21 protein-coding genes and 1 pseudogene are annotated in these 22,418 nt (G+C 70.9%); 11 read left to right on the top strand and 11 right to left on the bottom strand.

The annotated features are described in order from the left end of the window. The first annotated feature begins 28 nt into the window (after positions 1-28). The 4 genes and pseudogenes from KDK95_RS08395 to KDK95_RS08380 all read left to right on the top strand — a co-directional run bounded on the left by KDK95_RS08395 (position 29) and on the right by KDK95_RS08380 (position 3,505). Complete coding sequence (locus tag KDK95_RS08395; protein WP_212517466.1) at positions 29-1,390, top strand: bifunctional folylpolyglutamate synthase/dihydrofolate synthase; 1,362 nt, start codon at positions 29-31, stop codon at positions 1,388-1,390. Positions 1,391-1,460: 70 nt separating this feature from the next. Continuing rightward, positions 1,461-1,805 carry a DUF4233 domain-containing protein gene (locus tag KDK95_RS08390; RefSeq protein WP_212517465.1) on the top strand — a complete coding sequence of 115 codons (345 nt, stop codon included), beginning with the start codon at positions 1,461-1,463 and terminating at the stop codon, positions 1,803-1,805. A 193-nt stretch (positions 1,806-1,998) separates the two neighbouring features. Beyond that, positions 1,999-2,430, top strand: coding sequence for a nucleoside-diphosphate kinase (gene ndk / locus KDK95_RS08385; protein ID WP_307844278.1), 432 nt, complete (start codon positions 1,999-2,001; stop codon positions 2,428-2,430). Between the two features lie 9 nt (positions 2,431-2,439). Further along, positions 2,440-3,505: pseudogene (locus KDK95_RS08380) on the top strand (ATP-binding protein). Between the two features lie 87 nt (positions 3,506-3,592). Here KDK95_RS08380 and KDK95_RS08375 read toward each other — a convergent pair. Genes KDK95_RS08375 through KDK95_RS08365 form a run of 3 tightly spaced genes read right to left on the bottom strand, consistent with a single transcriptional unit; the run spans position 3,593 to position 8,835 of the window. Beyond that, on the bottom strand, positions 3,593-4,225 hold the full coding sequence (locus KDK95_RS08375) for an SUKH-4 family immunity protein (RefSeq protein WP_212517462.1): 633 nt from the start codon (positions 4,223-4,225) through the stop codon (positions 3,593-3,595). A gap of 19 nt (positions 4,226-4,244) precedes the next feature. After that, positions 4,245-8,126 carry an RHS repeat-associated core domain-containing protein gene (locus tag KDK95_RS08370; protein WP_212517461.1) on the bottom strand — a complete coding sequence of 1,294 codons (3,882 nt, stop codon included), beginning with the start codon at positions 8,124-8,126 and terminating at the stop codon, positions 4,245-4,247. A gap of 1 nt (position 8,127) precedes the next feature. Beyond that, positions 8,128-8,835, bottom strand: coding sequence for a WXG100-like domain-containing protein (locus KDK95_RS08365; RefSeq protein ID WP_212517460.1), 708 nt, complete (start codon positions 8,833-8,835; stop codon positions 8,128-8,130). A 189-nt stretch (positions 8,836-9,024) separates the two neighbouring features. Here KDK95_RS08365 and KDK95_RS08360 point away from each other — a divergent pair, with 189 nt between their 5' ends. Further along, positions 9,025-10,371 carry a patatin-like phospholipase family protein gene (locus KDK95_RS08360; protein ID WP_212517459.1) on the top strand — a complete coding sequence of 449 codons (1,347 nt, stop codon included), beginning with the start codon at positions 9,025-9,027 and terminating at the stop codon, positions 10,369-10,371. A 74-nt stretch (positions 10,372-10,445) separates the two neighbouring features. Here KDK95_RS08360 and KDK95_RS08355 read toward each other — a convergent pair whose 3' ends face one another. The 7 genes from KDK95_RS08355 to KDK95_RS08325 form a co-directional block, all read right to left on the bottom strand. Next, positions 10,446-11,096, bottom strand: a complete 651-nt coding sequence (locus KDK95_RS08355) for an HdeD family acid-resistance protein (RefSeq protein WP_212517458.1) — start codon at positions 11,094-11,096, stop codon at positions 10,446-10,448. Between the two features lie 265 nt (positions 11,097-11,361). Continuing rightward, positions 11,362-12,309 (bottom strand): ABC transporter substrate-binding protein, encoded by a 948-nt coding sequence (locus tag KDK95_RS08350; protein ID WP_212517457.1) that lies wholly within the window; start codon positions 12,307-12,309, stop codon positions 11,362-11,364. A gap of 59 nt (positions 12,310-12,368) precedes the next feature. Next, positions 12,369-13,034, bottom strand: coding sequence for an ABC transporter permease (locus KDK95_RS08345; protein ID WP_212517456.1), 666 nt, complete (start codon positions 13,032-13,034; stop codon positions 12,369-12,371). Next, positions 13,031-13,696 carry an ABC transporter permease gene (locus tag KDK95_RS08340; RefSeq protein WP_212517455.1) on the bottom strand — a complete coding sequence of 222 codons (666 nt, stop codon included), beginning with the start codon at positions 13,694-13,696 and terminating at the stop codon, positions 13,031-13,033. Before KDK95_RS08340 ends, KDK95_RS08345 begins: the two co-directional genes overlap by 4 nt. Beyond that, positions 13,696-14,784 (bottom strand): ABC transporter ATP-binding protein, encoded by a 1,089-nt coding sequence (locus tag KDK95_RS08335; RefSeq protein WP_212517454.1) that lies wholly within the window; start codon positions 14,782-14,784, stop codon positions 13,696-13,698. The genes KDK95_RS08340 and KDK95_RS08335 overlap by 1 nt, the downstream gene beginning before the upstream one ends. After that, positions 14,781-15,233: a rhodanese-like domain-containing protein gene (locus KDK95_RS08330; protein ID WP_249160660.1), complete on the bottom strand. Its 453-nt coding sequence runs from the start codon at positions 15,231-15,233 to the stop codon at positions 14,781-14,783. Before KDK95_RS08330 ends, KDK95_RS08335 begins: the two co-directional genes overlap by 4 nt. A 5-nt stretch (positions 15,234-15,238) precedes the next feature. Then, complete coding sequence (locus KDK95_RS08325) at positions 15,239-15,754, bottom strand: cupin domain-containing protein (protein ID WP_212517453.1); 516 nt, start codon at positions 15,752-15,754, stop codon at positions 15,239-15,241. Positions 15,755-15,984: 230 nt separating this feature from the next. On the opposite strand from KDK95_RS08325, the gene KDK95_RS08320 reads away from it, so the two are divergent. Continuing rightward, complete coding sequence (locus KDK95_RS08320; RefSeq protein ID WP_212517452.1) at positions 15,985-16,791, top strand: maleylpyruvate isomerase family mycothiol-dependent enzyme; 807 nt, start codon at positions 15,985-15,987, stop codon at positions 16,789-16,791. Beyond that, positions 16,792-17,439: a LysE family translocator gene (locus KDK95_RS08315; RefSeq protein WP_212517451.1), complete on the top strand. Its 648-nt coding sequence runs from the start codon at positions 16,792-16,794 to the stop codon at positions 17,437-17,439. Between the two features lie 42 nt (positions 17,440-17,481). On the opposite strand, the gene KDK95_RS08310 is transcribed toward KDK95_RS08315, so the two are convergent. Next, positions 17,482-18,231: a tyrosine-protein phosphatase gene (locus KDK95_RS08310; protein WP_212517450.1), complete on the bottom strand. Its 750-nt coding sequence runs from the start codon at positions 18,229-18,231 to the stop codon at positions 17,482-17,484. Between the two features lie 121 nt (positions 18,232-18,352). Here KDK95_RS08310 and KDK95_RS08305 point away from each other — a divergent pair, with 121 nt between their 5' ends. The 4 genes from KDK95_RS08305 to mreD all read left to right on the top strand — a co-directional run bounded on the left by KDK95_RS08305 (position 18,353) and on the right by mreD (position 22,387). Next, positions 18,353-19,618, top strand: a complete 1,266-nt coding sequence (locus tag KDK95_RS08305) for an MFS transporter (RefSeq protein ID WP_212517449.1) — start codon at positions 18,353-18,355, stop codon at positions 19,616-19,618. Between the two features lie 228 nt (positions 19,619-19,846). After that, positions 19,847-20,866: a rod shape-determining protein gene (locus KDK95_RS08300; RefSeq protein WP_212517480.1), complete on the top strand. Its 1,020-nt coding sequence runs from the start codon at positions 19,847-19,849 to the stop codon at positions 20,864-20,866. Positions 20,867-20,933: 67 nt separating this feature from the next. Beyond that, the gene (mreC, locus tag KDK95_RS08295) at positions 20,934-21,812 is read left to right on the top strand and encodes a rod shape-determining protein MreC (RefSeq protein ID WP_212517448.1); all 879 of its coding nucleotides are present in this window, start codon (positions 20,934-20,936) and stop codon (positions 21,810-21,812) included. Next, positions 21,812-22,387 (top strand): rod shape-determining protein MreD, encoded by a 576-nt coding sequence (gene mreD / locus KDK95_RS08290; protein ID WP_212517447.1) that lies wholly within the window; start codon positions 21,812-21,814, stop codon positions 22,385-22,387. The genes mreC and mreD overlap by 1 nt, the downstream gene beginning before the upstream one ends. Positions 22,388-22,418 lie beyond the last annotated feature (31 nt).

Below are 22,418 nucleotides of genomic sequence, written 5' to 3'. Positions count from 1 at the left end.
CCGTCCCGCCGGATGGAACAATGGCGGCATGAGCAGCGAGAGCAGCCAGGAGATCGAGGCGCGGTACCGGGCCGCCGAGGCGGAACTGCTACAGCGTTGGCCCGAGACCCGGATGGAGCCGTCGAAGGACCGGATCGAGGCGATCCTCGACGTCCTGGGCCGGCCGCAGGACGCGTATCCGTCGATCCACATCACCGGCACCAACGGCAAGACCTCGACGGCGCGGATGATCGACGCGCTGCTGCGCGAACTCAACCTGCGCACCGGCCGGACCACCAGCCCGCACCTGAGCGAGATCCGCGAGCGCATCTGCGTGGACGGCGAGCCGATCGGCCGCGAGCGCTTCACCGAGGTCTACACCGAGCTGCGGCCGTACGCCGAGCTGGTCGATTCGCGCCAGCCCTTCAAGCTGTCCTTCTTCGAGATGACCACCGCCATGGCGTACGCGGCGTTCGCCGAGGCGCCGGTGGACGTCGCGGTCATCGAGGTCGGGCTCGGCGGGACCTGGGACGCGACGAACGTCATCGAGGCCCCGGTCGCGGTCATCACCCCGATCTCGCTGGACCACACCCACCTGCTCGGCGACAACGTGCGCGACATCGCCGAGGAGAAGTCCGGCATCATCAAGGCCGGCGCGGTCGCGATCCTCGCGCAGCAGCCCCTCGAGGCGGCCGAGGTGCTGATCCGCAATGCGGCCGAGATCGGCGCCACCGTGGCGCGGGAGGGCATCGAGTTCGGCGTGCTGGAGCGGCAGCTCGCGGTCGGCGGCCAGCAGCTGACGATCAAGGGTCTGTCGCAGGAGTACACGGACCTGTTCCTCCCGCTGCACGGCGCGCACCAGGCGGGCAACGCCGCGTGCGCGGTCGCGGCCGTGGAGGCCTTCCTCGGGGCCGGGCGGGGCGGCGCGGTGCTGGAGCCCGAGGTGGTGCGCGCGGCGTTCGCCAAGGTCACCTCGCCCGGCCGGCTCGAGGTCGTGCGGCGCAACCCGGCGGTCATCCTGGACGCCGCGCACAACCCCGGCGGCGCCGAGGCCACCGCGCAGGCGCTCAGCGAGGAGTTCACCTTCGAGTACCTCGTCGGCGTCTTCGCGGCGATGAAGGACAAGGACGTGCGCGGCGTGCTCGAAGCCTTCGAGCCGGTGGTCAACGAGATCGTCGTGACCCGCAACTCCACGCTGCGCTCGATGCCGGTCGAGGAGCTCGCCGCGCTCGCCGAGGACGTCTTCGGCGAGGACCGGGTGACCCGGGTCGAGCGCCTCGACGACGCCATCGACCGCGCGCTGGAGCTGGCCGAGTCCGGAGTGCCAGATCCCAGCCTCGGCGGCGCCGGTGTTCTGGTCACCGGCTCGGTCGTGACGGCCGGGGACGCGGGGCGGCTGCTGCGCGGCTGAGCCGATGCCGTAGCGTGGAGTCAGCAGAGCAAGTGAGCACGTCGAGCCCGCGAGAGTCAGGTGAAGTCCCATGCGGAGGATGGCCGCGGCGGTCCTCGTCTTCGAGGCCTTCATCGCGCTGTTCTTCGGCCTGGTCGCGGCCAAGCTGACGCAGGGCAGCGGCTGGCAGCTCGCGGTCGGCCTCGGCGTGGCCAGCGTGCTGCTGAGCGGTCTGCTGCGGTTCCGCTGGGCTTACCCGCTCGGCTGGGCGCTGCAGGTCGCGTTCATCGCCGCCGGGTTCTGGGTGACCATGATGTTCCCGGTCGGCGTCATCTTCGCGGCCCTGTGGTGGGCCGGGCTGCACTACGGCGCGAAGGGCGAGGCCATCAAGGCCGAGCGCGTCAAGGCCTGGGAGGCCGCGCACGGCAGCGATTGAGCGCGTGGCGGCGAGCGGGCAGGGCGTGGGGTCCCCAGGTCCCGCGGCTTTCCCCGGGGAAGCCGGACCCCGGGTGTGACCTGGCGTGACCTAGGTCATAACATCTGTTGAACGCACCTCGTCGGCGAGGACGGGGATCTTGGATCGTGGGCGCCCGATGACGGACGCCCACCACGCACGAAGGGACAAAAACGTGGCGACCCTCGTGGAGCGCTCGCTCGTCTTGGTCAAGCCGGACGGAGTCAAGCGTGCCCTGACCGGCGCGATCATCGACCGGATCGAGCGGAAGGGCATGCGGGTGATCGCCATGGACCTGCGCTCCCTGCCGCGTGAGCTGGTCGAGGAGCACTACGCCGAGCACCAGGGCAAGCCGTTCTTCGAGCCGCTCGTCTCCTTCATGCTCTCCGGCCCCGTCGTCGCGATGGTGATCGAGGGCCACCGCTGCATCGAGGCCTTCCGCACCCTGTCCGGCGCCACCGACCCGGTCAAGGCCGCCCCCGGCACCATCCGCGGCGACCTGGCCACCGACGTCGGCACCACCGTCGTGCAGAACCTCGTACACGGCTCCGACTCCCCGGCCTCCGCCGAGCGCGAGATCAAGCTCTTCTTCCCCGACCTGGCGTAGCACGAGAGTATCCACAGGACATGCCGCACGGGCCGGCCGGGGCGGGCGGTCCTGATTCGCGGGCGTCGGCGGGAGGGCAAGTCCCGTCTGGTTGAGGAGTTCGCACGTCGTTCTCGGCTGCCGCATGTGTTCTTCACGGCCTCGGGCATGCCGAAGACCGAGGAGTTGGTGAGCTTCGCCGAGCAGGCAGATGGTCGTGCCGCCGCTGAATCCGGCCGAGGTTGCGGCCATGCTCGGCACCGGGCCGGCCGACGCCTTCGACGCTTATCTCGTCTCCGGCGGAATGCCCTAGATCTTGGACGAGTGGCCACGCGGCGCGGGCCTGTGGGACTAGCTGGAGCGTGCCGTCAGCCGTCCGACCTCAGCCGTGCTGATCTCCGGCGAGCGTGCGCTCGCCGCCGAGTTCCCCACGGAAGCCCAGGCTCGCCTCGTGCTCGGAGCGATCGGCCACGGAGAACGCACCTTCTCGCTCATCGGCCGAGCGGCAGGTGGCTTGAACTCCGGGTCTCTCAAGCGCTCGTTGGATCTGCTGACCGAGAAGCGGATCGTCGAGGCCGACGTGCCGCTCTCGACCAAGCCTTCCAGGGAGACGCGGTATCGAGTCGCCGATCCTCACCTGCGGTTCTGGCTGTCCTTCCTCGGCCCTGGAATGCCTGCGATCGAGCGAGGACGCGGTGATCAAGTCCTCGCGGCAATTCGCAAGAACTGGCCGTCGTGGCGCGGACGTGCCATCGAGCCGGTCATCCGCGAGGCGCTGATCCGCCTGCCTGCAGGCGTTCTTCCTGAGGGGACGGATGCCATCGGCGGCTTCTGGACCCGCTCCAACGATCCCGAGATCGATCTCGTCGGTGCCGATCGCGCGCCCGTTGCACAGCACGTGACCATGGTCGGCTCGGTCAAGTGGCTGGAGAACAAGCCCTTCGACGCTCGTGACCACGCTCGTTTGATCGTGCACCGCTCGCAGTTGCCCGGAGCGGACGAGAAAACGCCTCTTATCGCCGTCGCACGTGCCGGGTGCAGTATCCGGGATCTCACCGCTCTCAGCCCTGAGGATCTGCTTCAGGCATGGCAGTGATCAGCCGACCAGCGGCGAAGCCGGTCGATCCGTTCGATTCTCCCGCATGGACGGAGCGAGCTCCTTCCCCGACCCGGCCTGACCCGCTCAGTCCAGGTCGTCTTCCTCGTAGCCCGGGTGGTCGAGACCCCAGCGGCCCGAGGCGTCCCGGGTGACGAGCTGGAAGAGCGACTCGTCGCCCTCGAGGATCTTCGCCGAGGTGAATTCGACCTCGAGGAAGGTCTGCGACCACCAGTTCTCGTCGTCCTCGAACACCTCCGGGTCCGCGGCCACGGCGTGGATGACGGTCTGGTTGATCAGGTTCTCGCGTTCCTGGACGTCGAGGTCCTCGGACTCGTCGCGCACCCACGCCTGGTAGACGGCCAGCACCGACTGCAGCGCCTCGACCGACGTGTTGATCCGTTTCATGTGGTCGACGGGCTCGTCCGGACCGCCGTAGCGCATCCAGACGGACCCGTCGGCCAGGCTCAGCCAGTAGCTGTTGTTCTCGCCCTCCCACACGTGGCCGAGGAACGCCGCCTTTCCGCACTCGGGCAGGTCGGCCTCCTCGAGCTCCCGATCGGCGACGCGGACGAAGTGGTCGAACGCGCCGTCCGGCAGCCCGCGCCCGGTCAGGGCCGACGCGGCCGGCCCGGGCGCGCCGAGCGCGGCGAGCCGCTCCGCGTCGTAGGGCCGCCAGGTCGGCACGCTGTAGTCGAACGGTTCGGCCTCGATGCGCATGATCACTCCATCGTCGCTGTTACTTGGGCAGGTTGCCTTGCCGGACCTGGGTCAGCGCCTTGCGCAGCGCCTTCATCCCCGCGGTCTGGCCCGCCTTGTCGGCGCCGTAGTCGAAACTGTATTTGACCGGGATGTCCTTCATGTTGTTCGACAGCCACTTGTCGCAGTCGTGGTAGATCGGGCCGCAGGGCTGGAGCTCGGTGTAGATGGAGTCGATCTGGTTCTTGCCGATGCCCATGTTCTCGCTCAGCGCCTTCCAGCCGAGCCGCTCGGAGTGGACCATGTCGCTCTGGATCGCCAGCGCCTTCGTGTTGCCCTCGCCGTCCTTGTAGAGGTAGACGGCGACGTTCTTGCCGCTCTTCAGCCCGTCCTTGAAGGACCGGCGCGCGGTGATGGCCAGCCTGCTCATCGGGTCCTCGCCGTACGGCACGCGCTCGGCGTTGGACAGGTTCTTGCCGGGGACCGCGTTGCCGGAGCCGGACGCGCCCTCCCCGTTCAGGCCCAGCGGGTCGGACTCGGTGAGCGGGTTGCCGATGTACGCGCGCGGGTTCGGCGCGGGCAGCAGGCCGAGCGGATCAGGGCTGAGATACGCCGCGACGGCGGGGTCGTAGTACCGGTGCAGGTTGTAGTGCAGCCCGGTCTCCGCGTCGAAGTACTGGCCGGGGAAGCGCAGCGGGCACGGGTCCTCGCCGGAGGCGTCCGCGTACGTGCCGCCCCACAGCTCGCGCCTGGCCAGCGAGACGACCGCCCCGTCGGCCGCGACCAGTTCCAGCGGCGTACCGACGAGGTCCGCGACGATGGCGTGGAACTGCTCCTCCACGTACTCGTCGGAGAGCTGAGCCGTCTCGCGCCGCCGCGACTGGGCCGCCGGGATGAAGGACTCCGGCTCGTACTCCCAGGTCGTCGTCACGGTGCCGCCCTGCGCGTCTTCGCGCCGCTCCTCGACCAGCCTCGGTCCGTCGTACGTGAACAGGGTGCGCGTGAGGACGTTCCCGCCGGCGTCGACGGAGCTCTTGGCGCAGCGTCGGCCGAGCGGGTCGTAGTCGTACGTCCACGTGCCCTGATCGGGAGTCTGGGCGCGGACGAGCTGGCCGAGCGCGTCCCACGTGTACGTCCAGGTGAGGACCTTGCCGGACAGCGTGCGGCGGCGCTTGGCGATCAGGCGTCCCTCGGCGTCGTATTCGTACGACGAGCGTCCGTCGTCGCGGATCTGCGTGCCCGCGACCGTCCACGGGGTCGAGCCCTCGCCGGACGCCGTGAGGGTGCCGAGCGCGTCGTAGGCGTAGCTGCTGCTCTCGCTCCGGCTTTCGTCGCGCACGGCCGTGGGCCGGCCCAAGGCGTCGAGCGTGTACTCCACCGGGCCGCGGAGCTGGTCGGCGACCCGCTCGACCGCACCGTCGGCGCGGTATCCGTAGGCGTAGCTCTGCACCATCCGGTCGCCGACCACGAGGCGCGACTCCGTCATCCGGCCGGTGCCGTCGTAGGCGCGGCCGAGCACGAGGCCGGCCCCGAAGCCGCGCGCGATCTCGCGGCCGGCCGCGTCGTAGGCGAACGAGATCCCGCCTGTCGGGGTGGCGAGAGCACTCGGATTTCCCGCGCCGTCGAAGCTCCACTCGGAGGCCGTGCCGCTCGGCGTCGTCCTGCGGACCTGGTTGCCCGCCGGATCGTAGCCGCGCGTCAGTATTCGACCGTTCAGCGATTCCGCGACCGGCCTGCCGAGCAGGTCGCGGGTGAACTCCAGCACCGATCCGGCCCCCTCGGCGCGCACCATGTGCCCCGTGGCGTCGTAGGCGAAGCTGTGCTCGATCCCGCCCGCGACGCGCCGCGTGAGGTGCCCGGAGGCGTCGTACTCGAAGCCGGTGACCTCTCCCGCGCCGTTGACCTGCTCGACGCGGCGTCCCGCCGCGTCGAGGCGGTAGGTCAGATCGCGGCCGTCGAAGTCCCGTTCGGCGACGAGGCGGCCGGCCTCGTCGTACGTGTAGGTCCATTCGAGCCCGGTCGGCCCGGTGACGCGCACGAGCCGCAGTTCGCTGTCGTAAGCGAAGGCGTGCCGGTTGCCCAGCGCGTCGATCGAGGCCGTGGTCACTCCCATCGGCCCGTACTCGAACCGCGTCACGGCACCGGCGGCATCGGTGCGCGAGCTGAGATTGCCGGCCGGGTCGTACGTGTACGAGGTGACACGGCCCGCCGTGTCCTCGGTCCGCAGCAACCGGCCTTCGACGCTGTAGGTGTCGCGGCGCGTGGCGCCGGTCGGGTCGGTGGTCGCGATCACGCGTCCGAAGGCGTCCCGCTCCATCCGCCAGGTGTTCCCCAGCGGATCGGTTGCGCTGATCTGCAGGCCGGCACTGTCGAGCTCGAATACGGTGACGCCGCCGAGCTGGTCCGTGGCGCCGGTGATCGCACCGCGCTCGTCGTACGTGTACGACATCGAAGCCCCGAGCGGATCGGTCCGGTGGATCAGGTTGGCGAACTCGTCGTACGTGAATGACCACAGCGCTCCGTTGGGTTCGCTCACCCGGAGCGGCAGCTCGAAGCTGTTGTACTCGAGCTCGGTCTCGGCGCCGTTCGGGGCGACGAATCGCAGCGGGAGGCCGGAGGCGTTCCGCTCGGTGCGGGCGACGTTGCCGAGCGCGTCGGTGCTCGACAGCACGCGTCCGTACCGGTCGCGCTCGATGAGCTCCTCGCCGCCGAGCGGATCGACGATCTTCACGACCTGCTGGTACCGGTCGTAGTGGTACGCCGCGGTGGCGCCGGATCCGTCGGTCACCGTCGTGACGCGGTTCTCCCGGTCGTAAGCGATCTCCGAAGTCAGATACCCGCCGGTACCCCAAGCGCGGACCACTCGGTTCTCGTCGTCGTACGCGTAGTGGTATTCGTGGCCGTTGGGATCGACCCAGCCGCAGATGCGGTTCTGCCCGTCCCACTCGTAGACGTACGGCACGCCGCTGGAGTCGGTGATGGACACGAGCCGTCCGGCCTCGTCGTACGCGTATGTGACCAGTTCGATGCCCTCTCCGTCGCCCGGATCGAGAAAGAGCCCGGACACGCGCGGACCGGCCGGTGTGTCGGCCGTGCGCACCTGGATCCCGTACCCCGCGGCCTGGAGCTGCACCGGCAGGCCGCGCTCATCGCGCACGACGGTGATCCGGTTTCCGTTGCGGTCGCGGATTTCCGCCAGCGGCCGCACGTCGCCCTCGGCCTCGCGCGGGAAGATCCAGGAGATGCCGGAGCCGACATCCTCGACGCGGTAGTGCGCGCCCTCCTGGTAGAGCGGCCAGCGCGCGCCGTGCACCGGCGTGGCGGGCAGGCCGAGACCGAGACCCGCGGGAATCCCGTAGTCGAGCAGCTGCGCGCTCTCGCCCAGGTAGCGGATGCCGTCGTCGTCCACCAGAAGCCTGATATCGAGGGTTCCGGCCCAGCCGTGCCCGTACAGGCCGCCGTGCTCGTAGCCCGAGGCGTAGGCCCGGCCGACGATGAGCGGCAGCACGCCGATGCGCACCGCGTCGACCGTGGACGCGACCAGCTGGCCGGAGACCAGGTCCACCGGGTCGGTGCCGCCGGTCTCGACGTCCTCCGAGCCCTTCGACTTGATGCCCGCGTCCTCCAGTTCCTTATCGGAGAACTGGTAGTACTCCACCTCGCGCGAGGCGCCGGTCCCGGTGGTGCGGGTCACCTTGCCCTTGGAGCCGACCGACGACGTCTCCGGCGGCGTGTCGTTCATGTCGTCGAACTTGCGCTTGAGGTTGAGGTCGTTGGTCGCGTGCCGCTCGATCTGCTGATCGAGTTCGTCGGCGGTCTTGCCGTGGAATTCGCCCATGTGCTCGGCCGCCTTGGGCAGCGAGTCCTCGGCGTCGTTCTTCAGGCCGATGAAGACGGCCCGCTCTTCCCCACCTGCCGGCATGTCAGAAGCTCAATCCTGAGAGGTTGGTGCGAAGGGTCTGCGCGTGCCCCTTCATGGTCTCCGCGTGTCCGCGCAGCACGGCGACGTGGGCCTTCGCCGCCTCGGCGTCCAGCGAGAAGCCGGAGCCGGACCCGCCCTCGGCCCCCGCCTGGGACCAGTCGAGCCCGGACAGGGCCGCCTCGACCTTGGCGAACAGCGGCTTCGCCGCCGCCTCGATGACCTTCCCGACGATCTCCTGGATGATCTGCTGCTTGAGCGTCTCGACCAGCGCCTTGCCCGCTGCGATGATCGCCGGGACCGCGGCCTCGGCCAGACCGAGCGTCGCCACGGCCGCGGCCTGGTCGGCCACGAACGTCGCCGCCATGACCGCGAGCTCGATGGCGGCCTCGATCTTCTGCGCCACCACGAAGTCCGCCCCCGCCTCCAGCGCGTCGGCGAGGATCCCCGTGCCGGCCACGATCTCGGTGACGTGCTGCGCGGACAGCTTCGACCAGCCGGACTGCATCCGCTCGGTCGAAGCTCCCTGATATACCTGGGCGATGTTCGATATCGCCTGCGTCGCGTCGTCGTGCGTCTGCTGTACCGCCTGGCCGAACTCGCGCACCATCGACGCGAACTGGCGTATCGCGTCCTCGTTCAGGTAAGGCCAGTCGATCCCGATGACGTTCAGAAACGTCACGACCGGCGCCGGCAGGTCATCGGCAGCCATCTGGAAAGCCCCCTTGTTGCCCGTCGAGACACGGCCCCTCGACGGGCCAGATCTCTGCGATTCGCGTCAGCGTACGCCAGATGGACCGGGCCGGGCCAGTGAGGGGTCCCCCCGCTTTCCTCGCTCGGCTTCCCCAGCCTGGCCTAAGCCATCCTGCGGAGCGCGACGGGGGCGCGCAGGGTGGGAGGCGTGACGAAGCAGATTGCGGGTCCGATCGCGTTCGTACTGGGCGGTGGCGGGGTGCGGGGCGGGTACCAGGCGGGGATGATCCGCGCGCTGCTGGAGCGCGGCGTGCGGCCCGACCTCGTCGTCGGCACGTCTGTGGGGGCGATCCAGGGTGCGCTGCTGGCGGCGGATCCGACGCCGGCCGTCGCGGCGCGGATGGGGGAGTTCTGGCATCAGGCACTGCGGCGGGGCGTGCTGCGGCCCGGCGCGGTCCGCGCGGTGCGGTCGCTGCGGACGGGACAGCTGGCCCTGGGTTCGGGTGAGCCGTTGCGGCAGTTGCTGGTCGAGTACCTGGGCGACGGCTGCTTCGAGGAGCTGGCGGTGCCGCTGCAGACGTGCGCCGCATCGATCGAGCGCGCGACGGCGCGTTACTTCCAGCACGGGCCGCTGATTCCGGCGGTGATGGCGTCGTGCGCGATGCCGGGTCTGCTGCCTGCGTACCGGATCGGCGACGAGCACTTCGTCGACGGGGGAGTGGTCGAGGAGGTGCCGATCGCGCGGGCGGTGGGCCTGGGCGCGCGGACCGTGCTGGTGCTGCGGGCCGAGCGGCCGGAGCGGCGGGCGCGGCGCGAACGGCGGCTGCGGGTGCCGCGCTGGCCGTGGCAGGTCGACCGGATGAGCTTCGAGCTCTCCCGCCGCCACCACCTGGGCGTCGAGCTGGAGCGCCGCCCCGAAGGGGTCTCGGTCCACGAGGTCGACGCCGGCTTCCTGGCCGCCCTGGACGAGAGCCGGGTGACGGTGACGGCGGTGCGGATCTCGGCCTTCGCCGCCGGCAAGTTCGACCGCTTCTTCGACCTCTGCGACCAGAACCGGGACGACGCGGTCGCCGAGACGGATCTGCTCGCACTCGGCGCGCGGATCGCCGAGGCCTGCGGCGCGCGGGCCGGCTCGCTCGGGCACCAGCGTCTCGAGGAGGCGTTCACCGCCTTCTGGCTGCGGCTGCGCGCCGCCGCCGGGCTCGAGGAGATCGAGGCGAAGTCGCTGCGCCGGGAGGACTTCCGGCGGTCGCTGGCCCGGCTCAGCGAGAACCGCGCGGCCTACGACCAGAACGTGCACCCGCTGATCGCGAGCCTGACGGCGGCCGCCGACGAGAACGCCGACGAGGTGCTCAGCCCGGCCGAGGTCAGCTCTCTGCTGCGCGCGCTCGGCGTCGCGGAGGGCGACGCCGACCGGTTCGTGCTGCTCCTCGACACGTACAACAACGGGGAGCTGACGCTCGAGGAGCTCGACGAGGCGTTCTGCCACTTCTTCACCGACGCCGAGCCTGGCCCGGTCGGCAACCTGATCCTCGGCGGCGGGCCGGCCGGCTGACGGGCGGCCGCGGGCGGCCCGCGGGTGGCATGCGGGTGGCATGCCGATGGGGGCTCGGGGGAGCCGGCGGGCGGCTAGTAGCTCCGCGGGAGCTTCTTGGCCTCGGAGCGGATCATCAGCGCGGTCGCGATCTCGGCGAGGCCGGTGACGATCAGCCAGATGCCCGCGAACAGCGTCAGCACCCAGATCGAGCTCTCCGGCTCGGCGAGCACGACGATTCCGGCCACGACCCCGACGATGCCGGAGAAGATGTGCCAGCCGCGGGCCGGCATGAGTGGGTCGGAGGCCGCGGCGGCCAGCACGGAGACACCGCGGAAGATCCAGCTGATGCCGATGAAGATGGCCAGCAGCAGCACCGACTCCAGCGCGCCGCGGAAGCAGAACAGGCCGAGCATGATGGAGATCGCGCCGCTGATGAAGGCGAGCACGCGCAGCGAGGTCTCGGTGTGCGTGCCGAACGCGGCGGCCAGCTGCATGATGCCGCTGACCAGCAGGTAGATGCCGAAAAGCACGCCGAGGACGGCCAGCGTTGCGTGCGGCCAGACGAGCGCGACGACGCCCAGCACGATGGCGGCCAGGCCGATCAGCGCAACCGCCTGCCAGGCGCTGCGCGCGAGCTGCTGCATCGGCCCTGGGACGCCCGGCTGCCCGCCCGCGCCCCAGCCGGGGGAGCCGGAGGGGCCGGTGGCGTTGCCGCTGCGCGTGTCGGATCCGGGTTCAGTCATGGATCAAGCGTCCGTCCGCCGTCCGGGCCCCGCCAGTCGACGGGGTCCGGACGGCGGACGGACACTCCAGACCAGAGCACCAGCTCTGGCCGTCGGCTCAGACCGTCAAGCTCTGGCCTTCGGTTCAGGCCGTCAAGCTCTGGCCTTCGGGTCAGGCCGTCAAGCTCTGGCCTTCGGGTCAGGCCCTCAGCTCAGGCCGTCAGCTCAGACCGTCAAGCTCTGGCCTTCGGTTCAGGCCGTCACCTCTGGCCCTCGGCTCAGGCCGTCAGCTCAGGCCCACGCTCTTGAGCCAGTCGTTCGCGACGGTCAGCGGGTCCTGCTTCTGCACCTGGACCTCGGTGTCCAGCTTCAGCAGTGTGGCGCTGTCCAGCTTGGCGTCCACGGCGTCGAGCGCGCTGATGTCGGCCTGGCTCAGCGCCGACTTGTTCACCAGCGGCAGCACGTTCTGCACGCCGAAGATGTCCTTGTCGTCGACCAGCGTGAGCAGGCCGTTCTGCGAGATGGTGGTGTCCGTGGTGAACAGGTCGCCCGCGTCCACCTGGCCCGAGGTCAGCGCCTTCTCGGTGAGTGGGCCGCCGGCGTCCAGTGTCTTGTACGTGACCTGCGACGACTTCAGGCCGTAGACGTTCTCCAGGCCGAGCAGGCCCTGCGTCCTGGTCTGGAACTCGGGCGAGCCGCCGACGGTGATCGACTTGCCGCCGAGCTTGCCGACGAAGCCGGTGATCGTCGCGCTCGAGGACAGGCCGAGCGAGGACGCCTCCTGCTTGGAGAGCGTGAGGGTGTCGTTGTCCTGCGCGCTCGAGGGGTTGAGGATCTCCAGGTTCGACGGCAGCTTGGCGCTGATCGCGGAGTCCACCTCGCTGGTCGAGGTCTGCGTCGCGGACTTGTTCAGGTAGGAAAGCAGGGCGCCGTTGTACTCCGGCTTGAGCGTCAGTGAACCGCTCTTGACCAGGTTGTAGGTGACCTCGCGGCTGCCGATGTTGAGGTTGTAGCTGACCTTGACGCCCTTCGCGGCGAGCGCCTGCCCGTAGATGTCGGCCAGCAGGACGGACTCGGAGAAGTTGTCCGAGCCGACGACGACCGAGCCGGACGAGGTCTTCGGCGCGAGCGGGCTGCCCGAGGAGGAGGTACTACTGCTGCAGCCTGCCAGCGCGCTCGCGGCCAGGATCGCCGCCGCCGGTACGGCGAAACGGATGAAGGACTTGGATGACACGGGGTTGCTCCTTTGCGGGTGGGGCGAAGCTTTCCGGATCTGGGGGGTGCTCTCCGCGGCTACCTGGTGCGCAGCCCCGGGGAGACGAGCAGGCGGTCGAGCAGCCAGAACACCAGCAGCGTGACCAGGCTGAGCCCGGCCACCAGCACCGCGCCGCCGACCACCTGCGCGTAGTCGTACTGGTAGAGGCCGTCGATGATGTAGCGGCCGAAGCCGCCGAAGGAGACCACCGCGGCCAGCGTCGCCGTGGCCACGATCTGCACGGCGGCGGCGCGCAGCCCGGCGAGGATCAGCGGCAGCGCGGCCGGGATCTCCACCTGGCGCACCACCTGCCAGGGCGTCATGCCGAGCCCGCGCGCCGCGTCCACCGCGGCCGGGTCCACGGCGCGCACGCCCGCGTGCGTGTAGAGCAGGATCGGCGGGATGCCGAGCAGCACCAGCGGGATCATCGTCACCGAGAGGCTGAGCCCGAGCTCGGCGGCCAGCAGCACCAGCAGGCCGAGGCTGGGCATCGCGCGGCCGACGACGGCGACCGCCGAGACCGTCCCGTCGCCGCGGTTGGCGTGCCCGGACAGGATCGCCAGCGGGAGCGCGATCACGGCCGCGATGAGCAGCGCGTAGAGCGAGTACTCGCAGTGCTCGACGAGCCGGGTCCAGATCGAGTTGTAGCCCGAGTGGTAGGCCGGGTCCGAGAAGAACCGGCGCAGGTAGTCGAAGAGGTTCATCCGATACTCCGCAGGGAGCGGGCCCACGGCGTGAGCAGCCGCTGCACGAGGCGCAGCGCGATGTCGCAGAGCACGGACAGCACCAGCAGGGTGATCAGCCCCACCCAGATCAGCCTATTGTCGAAGAAGCGCAGGCCGAGCAGGAACAGGTCGCCGATGCCGCCGTAGTTGCCGATGGTCGCGCCGATGCTCATCAGGCTCAGCGAGGAGACGGCGGCGACCCGGACCGCGGCCATCAGCGTGGGCAGCGCGATCGGCAGCTCGACGGCGAGGTAGCGGCGGGCGCGGCCGTAGCCCATCCCGTCGGCGGCGTCGAGCACGTCGCGCGGCACCGAGCGGATCCCGTCGACCACGCCGGGGACGAGGATCGCGAGGGTGTAGAGGGTCAGCGGGATGAAGACCGTGGTCTCGGACTCGCCGGTGTAGTCGATCAGCAGCACGAACAGCGCGATCGACGGGATCGAGTAGATGAGCGTGACCAGGCCCAGGGTCGGCGGGTAGAGCCGGGGCAGCCGGGAGCAGAACTGGCCGATCGGCAGCGCGATCGCCAGGCCGGCCAGGGTCGCCCCGAGCGATACCTCCAACTGAGTGAGGATCAGGCCCACGTAGCTCGATTGGACGTAGCTCGGCATGTCGAACACGCTCGTCGCCAGCGCGCTCATCAGACGGCCTCCAGCGAGGCGCGGTGCGCCTCGCGGATGGCGGCGGCGATCTCCTCCTGGCTGACCACGCCGACCGCCCGGCCCGCCTCGTCCACGCCGACGGCCCAGCCGGTCGGGCAGAGCACCGCGGCGTCCAGCGCGGCGCGCAGCGAGTCGTCCTTCGCGCGGAAGGGATGGCCGATCGGGATCGGCGCGGCGCCCGGGCGGCGCGGCTCGATCCAGCCGAGCGGCGCGCCCGCCTCGTCCACGAGCAGCAGCCAGGGCAGCTCGAGTTGGCCGGCCTCCGGCTCGACGCCCCGCTTGACCAGCGCGTCCGTGCGCAGGTTCAGGCCGTTGCTGGAGATGAAGGTGAGCCGGCGCACGCCGCGGTCGAGGCCGAGGAACTGCTCGACGAACGCGTCGGCCGGCTTCTCCAGCAGCTCGCGCGGCGCGGCGAACTGGGCCAGATGGCCGCCCTCGCGCAGCACGGCGATCCGGTCGCCGATCCGGATGGCCTCGTCGATGTCGTGCGTCACGAACAGGATCGTCTTGCCGACCTCGGCCTGGATCTGCAGGAACTGCTCCTGCAGGCTCTTGCGCACGATCGGGTCCACGGCCGAGAACGGCTCGTCCATCAGCAGGATCGCCGGGTCGGCGGCCAGCGCCCTGGCCACGCCCACGCGCTGCTGCTGGCCGCCGGAGAGCTGGTGCGGATAGCGGTCGGCGAGGACGGTCTCGAGCCCGACCAGCTCCATCAGCTCCAGCGAGCGCTTGCGCGCGGCGCGCCGGTCCTTGCCGAGCAGCCGCGGCACGGTGGCGATGTTCTCCGCGACCGTGCGGTGCGGGAAAAGGCCCGCGTGCTGGATGACGTAGCCGATGCCGCGGCGCAGCTGCGCGACGGGCCGCTCGCGGATGTCCGCGCCGTCGACCAGGATCCGGCCGCCGCTCGGCTCGACCAGCCGGTTCGTCATCCGCAGCGTGGTCGTCTTGCCGCAGCCGGACGGCCCGACGAGCACGGTGATGGCCGCGTCGGGCGCCTCGAGGCTCAGGCCGGCGACGGCCTCGGTGCCGTCCGGGTATCTCTTCGAGACGTTCTCGAAGGTGATCAAGAATTCTCCTCGTTCAGGGGTCTTCGCACCGGCAGACCGGCGGCGGCCCAGGCCTGGAACCCGCCGATCACGTCGGTGGCCCGACGCAGCCCCAGCTCGTGCAGGCTGAGGGCGGCCAGGGAGGAGGCATACCCCTCGTTGCACAGAACAAGCACGTCGAGGTCGTGGTGCTCGGCCTGCGGCAGCCGGTGAGCGCAGAGCGGATCGAGCCGCCACTCCAGCTCGTTGCGCTCGACGAGCAGCGCACCAGGGACGGTGCCGTCCCGCCGCCGCAGCGCCTCGTACCGGATGTCGACCAGCAGCGCGCCGGCGCGCTGCCGGGCGTACGCCTCCTCGGGGTTCACCCTGCTCAGTCTGCCCCTGGCCTCCGACAGAATCGCGTCGATGCCGCGCACCTGCGGGTTCCTCCCCTCGCCCGTGTCCTCGCCCACGTACCCGTCCGTCCCCATGGCGCTCACCACTGCCCGGGCAGTTCGACGGTTTCCAGCCCCAGTACCCGTCCGCGCCGACTGTATCTGCGAATCAGCGGCAACGGCGGGTAATAAACGTGTACGGAGATCGCATGCTGCTCGGCGCTCGGGTTCACCACCTGGTGGACGTGGTGCGGGCCGAAGCCGCGGCCGGCCCCGGCCGGCAGGTCGAGCTCCCGGTCCACGTCCGGCAGCAGCTCCAGGCTGCGCCAGCCCGCGGTCGGCAGCGGGATCGCGATGGAGGACTCGCGCAGCGTGCCGCGCGCGGTGACGAAGGCGCCGCGCGAGCCACCGTGGTCGTGCCAGCCGGTCTCCGCGCCCGGGGGCCAGCCGATCAGCCAGGCCTCGCTGCCGCCGGGGCCGGCCAGCGAGATCCAGGTGCGCTCGTCGGGGAGGGTGCCGAGTCGGTCGTGCAACGCCGTGTCGGCGGCGGCGGCGCGGGCGAAATCGAGCAGCTCGCCGAGCGCGGGAGCGTTCTTGATGGAAACCTGTGAAGACATGTGACCCGTCCGGGGGAGTGGAAGAACGCGGACGAAAGCCCGTGAGAAGGGCTGGAGGCTCGCCGCGGAGAAAGGTGGTTCAGCGGGCGGACGGGGCGCAACACAGGCAGCCGACGAAACGCACCGTGTCCAGGTGCGTGCGGCGTACGAGCCTGATGCCTGCCGGGGTCATGTCGGCGAGTATAGCCGTTTCCTCGTCTCCGTCGGTGCCCTCTGTTTCACTGGACTGTATGCAGACGGTGAAGACCAAGCGGGACAAGGACGCCTATTTCGCACGCCTGCGCGGCCATCTCGAACACGAGTTCCGACTGCTGCGCGCGGCGCTCACGGTGGCCGATCCGGCGGAGCGGGTACCGTCCTGCCCGGCGTGGACGGCGGCCGATCTCGCGCTGCACGTCGCGCACACGTACCTGCACAAGGTGCTGGCGATCCGGGAGGGCGCGCTGCCGGAGGACTGGCCGCCGCCGGGCCTCGACCCGAGCCCGCTCGTCGCCCTGGACGAGGCGTACGCGGCGCTGATCGAGACCTTCGAGGCGCACCGGCACGGGGACGCGGCGGCCACCTGGTACGGCCCCGATCAGACGGTGGGCTTCTGGATCCGCCGGATGTGCCACGAGTCGGCGGTGCACCGGGTGGACGCGGAGCTGGTCGCGGGGCTCGAGCTCGCGCCGATCCCGGAGGACATCGCGCAGGACGGCGTCGACGAGTTCCTGACCTTGTTCCTCGCCTTCATGAGCGAGGTCTGGCCGGACCACTACGCCGAGGCGCTGGCCGACGCCGATCCGCGGCCGGTCGCGATCGCGGCGGGACACCGCGCGTGGACCGTCACCGCCAAGCCGGAGGGCGTCTCGGTCGGGGAGTTCCTGGTGCCGGACGAGTCCGCCTACGTGCGGAACGAGGCGGCGCGGATCAGCGGCGAGCCGGGTGAGATGCTGTTGTGGCTGTGGGGCCGAATGGATGACCGCGTCGTGCGCTCGACCGGCGATCCCAAGCTGGCGGCCCAATTCGCCGAGATCAGGAAGCGGGGGACGCAGTAGATGGTCTCGCCCGACCGGCTGCTCACGTTCGCGGCCTTCGCCTTCGTCATCATCGTGATACCGGGCCCGAGCGTGCTGTTCACCATCAGCAGGGCCCTGACGTACGGACGGCGCACGGCCGTCATCACCGTCGTCGGGAACACCTCCGGCGTGTACGTGCAGGCACTGCTGGTCGCGATCGGCCTCGGCGCGCTCGTCGAGCAGTCGATCCTCGTCTTCACGGCGCTGAAGCTCGCCGGCGCCGCGTACCTCGTCTACCTGGGGATCACCGCCTTCCGGCAGCGGTACAAGCTGCGCGACGCGATGGACGCCACGGTGGGCGCGCCGGAGGGGATCTCGGCGCTGCGCACGATCCGCGACGGCTTCGTGGTCGGTTTCGCGAATCCGAAGGCGATCGTGTTCTTCGGCGCGATCCTGCCGCAGTTCGTCAACCGCCAGGCGGGCTACGTGCCGGTGCAGATGGCGCTGCTGGCGCTGATCTTCTCCAGCATCGCCCTCGTCTCCGACAGCGCGTGGGGCTTCGTCGCCGGGACGGCGCGCGACTGGTTCGCCAAGTCCCCGCGCCGCCTCGAACTGGTCGGCGGCGCGGGCGGTCTCGCGATGATCGGCCTCGGCACGGCGCTGGCGTTCAGCGGCCGCAAGGACTGATCGCCGGCGCCTTGGATCGGGAGCGCGGGATCGGGAGCGGGATCAGGCGGACGAGTCGAGGAAGGCCGCGCGCAGCGCGTCGACCGTCTCGTCGCGCAGGCCGTGCGCGGCCAGGTAGGCCTGCGGCCCGCCGAAGCGCTCGTCGAGCCCGGCGAGCGTCCAGACGAGCACCTCGGCCTGCACGTCGTTGTGCCGGATCGCGCCGAGCCCCGCGTTGCTCATGACGTAGTCGGCCGCGATGACATCGCGCGGCACGCCGAGCAGCTCCAGCAGCAGTGCGACGGTCAGCCCGGTGCGGTCCTTGCCGACGTGGCAGTGCACGAGAGCGGGCAGCGCGTCCGGCTTCGCGAGGTGTTCGAGCACGGCGACGATGCCCGCGCCGCAGGTGTCCACGAGGTACCGGTACAGCTCGCGCTGCGCGTTGCCGGGGAGCGCGTCCACGTCGTCCAGCGTCTCGAGCAGTTCGACGCGGATCTCGGTGACGCCGTCGAGCCCGGTCAGGTCGTTCGGGTACTCCACGCGCTCGCGCGGGGTGCGCAGGTCGATCACCGTGCGCAGGTCGAGGCCGGTCAGCGTCGCGCCGCCCTGCGGCGAGAGATGCTGCAGCCGGGCCGAGCGCAGGAGCCGGCCGGCGCGCACCGGGCCGCGCTCGCCGATCAGGCCGCCGATGTCGCGCGCGTTCATCACGCCGTCGATCCGCAGCGCCCGCTCCGGGCCGACCAGCTCCAGGTAGATTCGCTCCGGATCGCTGAGCGGCTCCGGGTCCGGTATCACTTCCACGCCGATGCTCATGCGGCCACGCTAACCACTCCCGGTGAACTGCGGATGCACGCAGCGCTCCGTGATCCGATCGGAATGCGGACAGACCTCACGTAAGGACTGCGTCTCGGTACCATTCCATACCGTGCCCCCCGTGACGACTGCCGAACCGCGAGCGGAACGCCGTCCCGGACGGCTCCGCCGCATGGCCGTCGACACCCGGCCGCTCAAGCACGCCCCGTACCGCCGCCTCTGGACCTCCAGCATCGTCACGGCGATGGGCAGCCAGATGACGGCCGTGGCCGTGCCCTACCAGATCTACCAGCTGACGAACTCGTCCGGCTGGGTCGGCATCGCCAGCTTCTGCGGACTGCTGCCGCTCATCGTGTTCGGGCTCTGGGGCGGCGCCATCGCCGACACCATGGACCGTCGCACGCTGATGATGCTGACGAACACCGGTGTCGCCGTCGCGTCCCTCGCCCTGTGGGTGCAGGCCGCGCTGCACGTGGACTCCGTCGCGCTGCTGATCGTCCTGCTGATGGTCCAGCAGGGCATGTTCGGGATGAACTCGCCGGCGCGGCAGGCGACCATCCCGCGCCTGGTGCCGGCCGAGGAGCTGGCCGCGGCCAACGCGCTCGGCGGCACGGTCATGTCCATCGGCTCGCTCGTCGGCCCCATGCTCGGCGGCGCGCTGATCCCGATCACCGGCCTGTCCGCGCTCTACCTGATCGACGCGTGCGGCCTGGTCGTCGTGCTGTGGGCCGTCATCCGGCTGCCCGCGCTGCCGCCGCTGGGCAGCGCTCCGCGCCGCGCCGGATTCGGCAACATAGCCGAGGGCTTCAAGGTCGGCATGGCGAACTCGCTGCTCGCCTGGTCGTTCGGCGTCGACCTGATCGCCATGGTCTTCGGCATGCCGCGTGCGCTGTTCCCGCAGCTCGCGGACACCACCTTCGCGCACCAGCACCTCGCGCTCGGCTGGCTCTACGCGGCGATCCCGCTCGGCTCGCTCGTCGGCGGCCTGCTCTCCGGCACCTTCTCCCGGATGCGGCGGCACGGCCTGATGACGATCATCGCGGTCGGCTGCTGGGGCGTGGCGATCACCGCTTTCGGCCTGACCGGAGATCTCGCGCTCGCCGTCGTCTTCCTCGGCCTCGGCGGCGCGGCCGACCTGATGTCCATGGTCTTCCGGCAGTCCATCCTGCAGACCGTCGTCACCGACGAGCTCAAGGGCCGCATGCAGGGCGTGTTCACGGTCGTCGTCGCGGGCGGACCGCGGCTGGCCGACCTGGTGCACGGCGTCGGCGGCGCCGCGCTCGGCACCCGCGCCGCCATCACCTGCGGCGGCGTCCTCGTCGTGATCGGGATGATCGCGCTGGCCGTGCTCGTGCCCGGCTACCGCGACTACGTCGCCGAGGACTGACAGCCACTCCTTCCGGGGACCTCCGGGGTCACCTTTCCGGGCGAACGATCGTTTCTTACGACACGCCGGGAGGGAACGACCCCAACCGTCACCGAACACGGCCGCGCCAACGGTTAGGATCGGCGGGAAACCTCACTCGGCGTCAGCAAGCCTTCGCCCGGAGTGATTGCGCCGCGCCGCCGCGGCCGGCCAGTCGCGCTCTCGCGGAAGGTAAGTCAGCACATGGGCATGTCGGTCGTCGGCCGGGACATCGCGGTGGACCTCGGTACCGCTAACACCCTGGTGTACGTCCGCGGGCGGGGGATCGTGCTCAACGAACCCTCCGTCGTCGCGGTCAACACGCACAACGGTTCGGTGCTCGCGGTGGGCGCCGAGGCCAAGAAGATGATGGGGCGCACCCCCGGCAACATCGTCGCCATCCGGCCGCTCAAGGACGGCGTGATCGCCGACTTCGAGATCGCCGAGCGGATGCTGCGCTACTTCATCCGCAAGGTGCACCCGCGCCGGGTGTTCGCCCAGCCGCGCGTGGTCATCTGCGTGCCGAGCGGGATCACCGGCGTCGAGCGGCGCGCCGTGGAGGACGCCGCGGACGCGGCCGGGGCCCGGCAGGTGCACCTGATCGAGGAGCCGATGGCCGCGGCGATCGGCGTGGGCCTGCCGATCCAGGAGGCCACCGGCAACATGGTGGTCGACATCGGCGGCGGCACCACCGAGGTCGCGGTGATCTCGTACGCCGGCATCGTCACCGCCAACTCGGTGCGGGTGGCCGGGGACGAGCTGGACAACGCGATCATCCAGTACGCCAAGAAGGAGTACTCGATCCTGCTCGGCGACCGCACCGCGGAGGAGATCAAGCTGGCGATCGGCTCGGCCGACGAGACGGACAGCGAGCTGCACGCCGAGGTGCGCGGCCGCGACCTGGTCTCCGGACTGCCCAAGATCATCGTGCTGACCTCGACCGAGATCCGCCGCGCGATGGAGGAGCCGGTCACCCAGATCATCGACGCGGTGCGCGACACGCTGGACAAGTGCCCGCCCGAGCTGTCCGGCGACATCATGGACCGCGGCATCGTGCTGACCGGCGGCGGAGCCCTGCTGCGCGGTCTCGACCAGCGGCTGCGCCGGGAGACCGGGATGCCGGTGCTGGTCGCGGAGAACCCGCTGGACTCGGTGGTCCTCGGCTCCGGCCGCTGCGTCGAGGACTTCGACGCGCTGCAGCCGGTGCTCGGCGCCGGATCGCGGCGCTAGCGGGCGGACATGAACCAGCGACGAGGCGACGTGCCGGGCCGAGCCGTCGATTGAGGATCGAAGACCAATGCGAGACACCCGCCGTACCCGCGTCGTCCTCGGCCTGCTGCTGCTGACCGGATTCATCCTCGTCACCGTGGACGCCCACGGCGAGAAGCCGGGGGAGCGGGGGGCGCTGGGCAAGGCGCGCTCCGTCGCCGCGACCGTCTTCGGGCCGGTCGAGCGCGGCGCCTCGGACGCGACGCACTCGGTGCGCTCGCTGTTCTCCGGCTGGGGGCACTCCTCCGCCGACCAGGCGCGGATCAAGAGCCTGCAGGCGCAGGTGGACGCGCTCAAGGGCCAGGTCGAGACGAGCGCGCAGACCAAGGCCGAGGCCGCGGAGCTGGCGGCGCTGCACGACGCGACCTCGCTCGGCGGGCTCACGACCGTCTCCGCGCAGCTCGTGGCCCTGTCCCCGACGCAGGACGGCAGCTGGTCCGCGACGCTGGACGCCGGCAGCAAGCAGGGCGTGGCCGTCGACCAGACCGTGCTGACCGGCGCGGGACTGGTCGGCCGGATCGCGAGCGTCGGCCCGACCACGTCCACCGTGCTGCTGGCGATCGACCCCGACTCGGTGATCGGCGTGCGGCTGTCCGGATCCGGCCCGATCGGCACCGCCGTCGGACAGGACACGCACACGCTGCGCGTCGAGTTCTTCGACCCGCAGCTGAAGCTGACGGTCGGCCAGCCGGTGCTGACCCTCGGCACCGCGGACGCCGCGACCAGCGTGCCCGGCGTCCCCGTCGGCAGGATCTCGAAGGTGCTGGCCACGCCCGGCCGGCTGACCCGGACCGTGCTGGTGACGACGTACGTCGACGAGACCTCCGTGGACACCGTCGGCATCGTGGTCAAGCCGGTCGGCGCGGATCCGGGCGACGTGATGCTGCAGGCGGAGGCGAGCCGCTGATGCGTGCGTTCCTCCGCTTCCTGCTCGCCGCGGCCGCCGTCACCCTGGCGCTGGCCCTGCAGCTCAGCGTCCTGCCGCAGGTGCGCCTGCCGTACGCCGTGCCGGACCTGGTGCTGCTCGTCGTGGTCTCCCTCGGCGTCGCCTGGGGGCAGAACCTCGGGGCGGTCGCCGGGTTCGCCGCCGGGCTGGCCGTGGACCTCGCGCCGCCGTCCGTCACCGCGACCGGCCGGCACGCCATCGTCCTCACGCTCGTCGGCGCGCTCGCCGGCCGTCTCGCACCCGACCTGAAGCGCTCCGCGCTGCGCACCAGCGCGATCGCCGGGATCCTCGCCGGCCTCGCCACGCTCGGCAACGCCGTGCTCGGCTCGCTGCTCGGCGAAGGCGGCACGATCGGCAGCGCCGGCCTGCCGGCCTGCGCCGCGGCCTGCGCGCTCTACACGGCGATCGCCACGCCGTTCATCCTGCCCGGCCTGGCCGCGCTCGCCCGCCGCGCCGAGGGCCGCCGGACCCTGCTCCTCGCCCCGGTCGGCAACGCGATAGGCGACCCCGTCGCCGTGCGCACCGCCGGCCAGTGAGCACCCTGCCGTAGCACGCGGAAGCCGAACA

Source organism: Actinospica acidithermotolerans (assembly GCF_018139625.1).
Classification (GTDB): domain Bacteria; phylum Actinomycetota; class Actinomycetes; order Streptomycetales; family Catenulisporaceae; genus Actinospica; species Actinospica acidithermotolerans.
The sequence above is the reverse complement of the archived record's forward strand: the minus strand, read 5'-3'. Positions and strand labels throughout refer to the sequence as shown.

What these genes read in the sequence shown, in the direction of transcription:
- KDK95_RS08395 (WP_212517466.1), top strand. Translation starts at nt 29, where the DNA reads ATGAGCAGCGAGAGCAGCCAGGAGATCGAGGCGCGGTACCGGGCCGCC.
- KDK95_RS08390 (WP_212517465.1), top strand. Translation starts at nt 1,461, where the DNA reads ATGCGGAGGATGGCCGCGGCGGTCCTCGTCTTCGAGGCCTTCATCGCG.
- KDK95_RS08375 (WP_212517462.1), bottom strand. Translation starts at nt 4,225, where the DNA reads ATGCGCATCGAGGCCGAACCGTTCGACTACAGCGTGCCGACCTGGCGG.
- KDK95_RS08370 (WP_212517461.1), bottom strand. Translation starts at nt 8,126, where the DNA reads ATGCCGGCAGGTGGGGAAGAGCGGGCCGTCTTCATCGGCCTGAAGAAC.
- KDK95_RS08365 (WP_212517460.1), bottom strand. Translation starts at nt 8,835, where the DNA reads ATGGCTGCCGATGACCTGCCGGCGCCGGTCGTGACGTTTCTGAACGTC.
- KDK95_RS08355 (WP_212517458.1), bottom strand. Translation starts at nt 11,096, where the DNA reads ATGACTGAACCCGGATCCGACACGCGCAGCGGCAACGCCACCGGCCCC.
- KDK95_RS08345 (WP_212517456.1), bottom strand. Translation starts at nt 13,034, where the DNA reads ATGAACCTCTTCGACTACCTGCGCCGGTTCTTCTCGGACCCGGCCTAC.
- KDK95_RS08340 (WP_212517455.1), bottom strand. Translation starts at nt 13,696, where the DNA reads ATGAGCGCGCTGGCGACGAGCGTGTTCGACATGCCGAGCTACGTCCAA.
- KDK95_RS08330 (WP_249160660.1), bottom strand. Translation starts at nt 15,233, where the DNA reads ATGGGGACGGACGGGTACGTGGGCGAGGACACGGGCGAGGGGAGGAAC.
- KDK95_RS08325 (WP_212517453.1), bottom strand. Translation starts at nt 15,754, where the DNA reads ATGTCTTCACAGGTTTCCATCAAGAACGCTCCCGCGCTCGGCGAGCTG.
- KDK95_RS08320 (WP_212517452.1), top strand. Translation starts at nt 15,985, where the DNA reads ATGCAGACGGTGAAGACCAAGCGGGACAAGGACGCCTATTTCGCACGC.
- KDK95_RS08315 (WP_212517451.1), top strand. Translation starts at nt 16,792, where the DNA reads ATGGTCTCGCCCGACCGGCTGCTCACGTTCGCGGCCTTCGCCTTCGTC.
- KDK95_RS08310 (WP_212517450.1), bottom strand. Translation starts at nt 18,231, where the DNA reads ATGAGCATCGGCGTGGAAGTGATACCGGACCCGGAGCCGCTCAGCGAT.
- KDK95_RS08300 (WP_212517480.1), top strand. Translation starts at nt 19,847, where the DNA reads ATGTCGGTCGTCGGCCGGGACATCGCGGTGGACCTCGGTACCGCTAAC.
- mreC (WP_212517448.1), top strand. Translation starts at nt 20,934, where the DNA reads ATGCGAGACACCCGCCGTACCCGCGTCGTCCTCGGCCTGCTGCTGCTG.
- mreD (WP_212517447.1), top strand. Translation starts at nt 21,812, where the DNA reads ATGCGTGCGTTCCTCCGCTTCCTGCTCGCCGCGGCCGCCGTCACCCTG.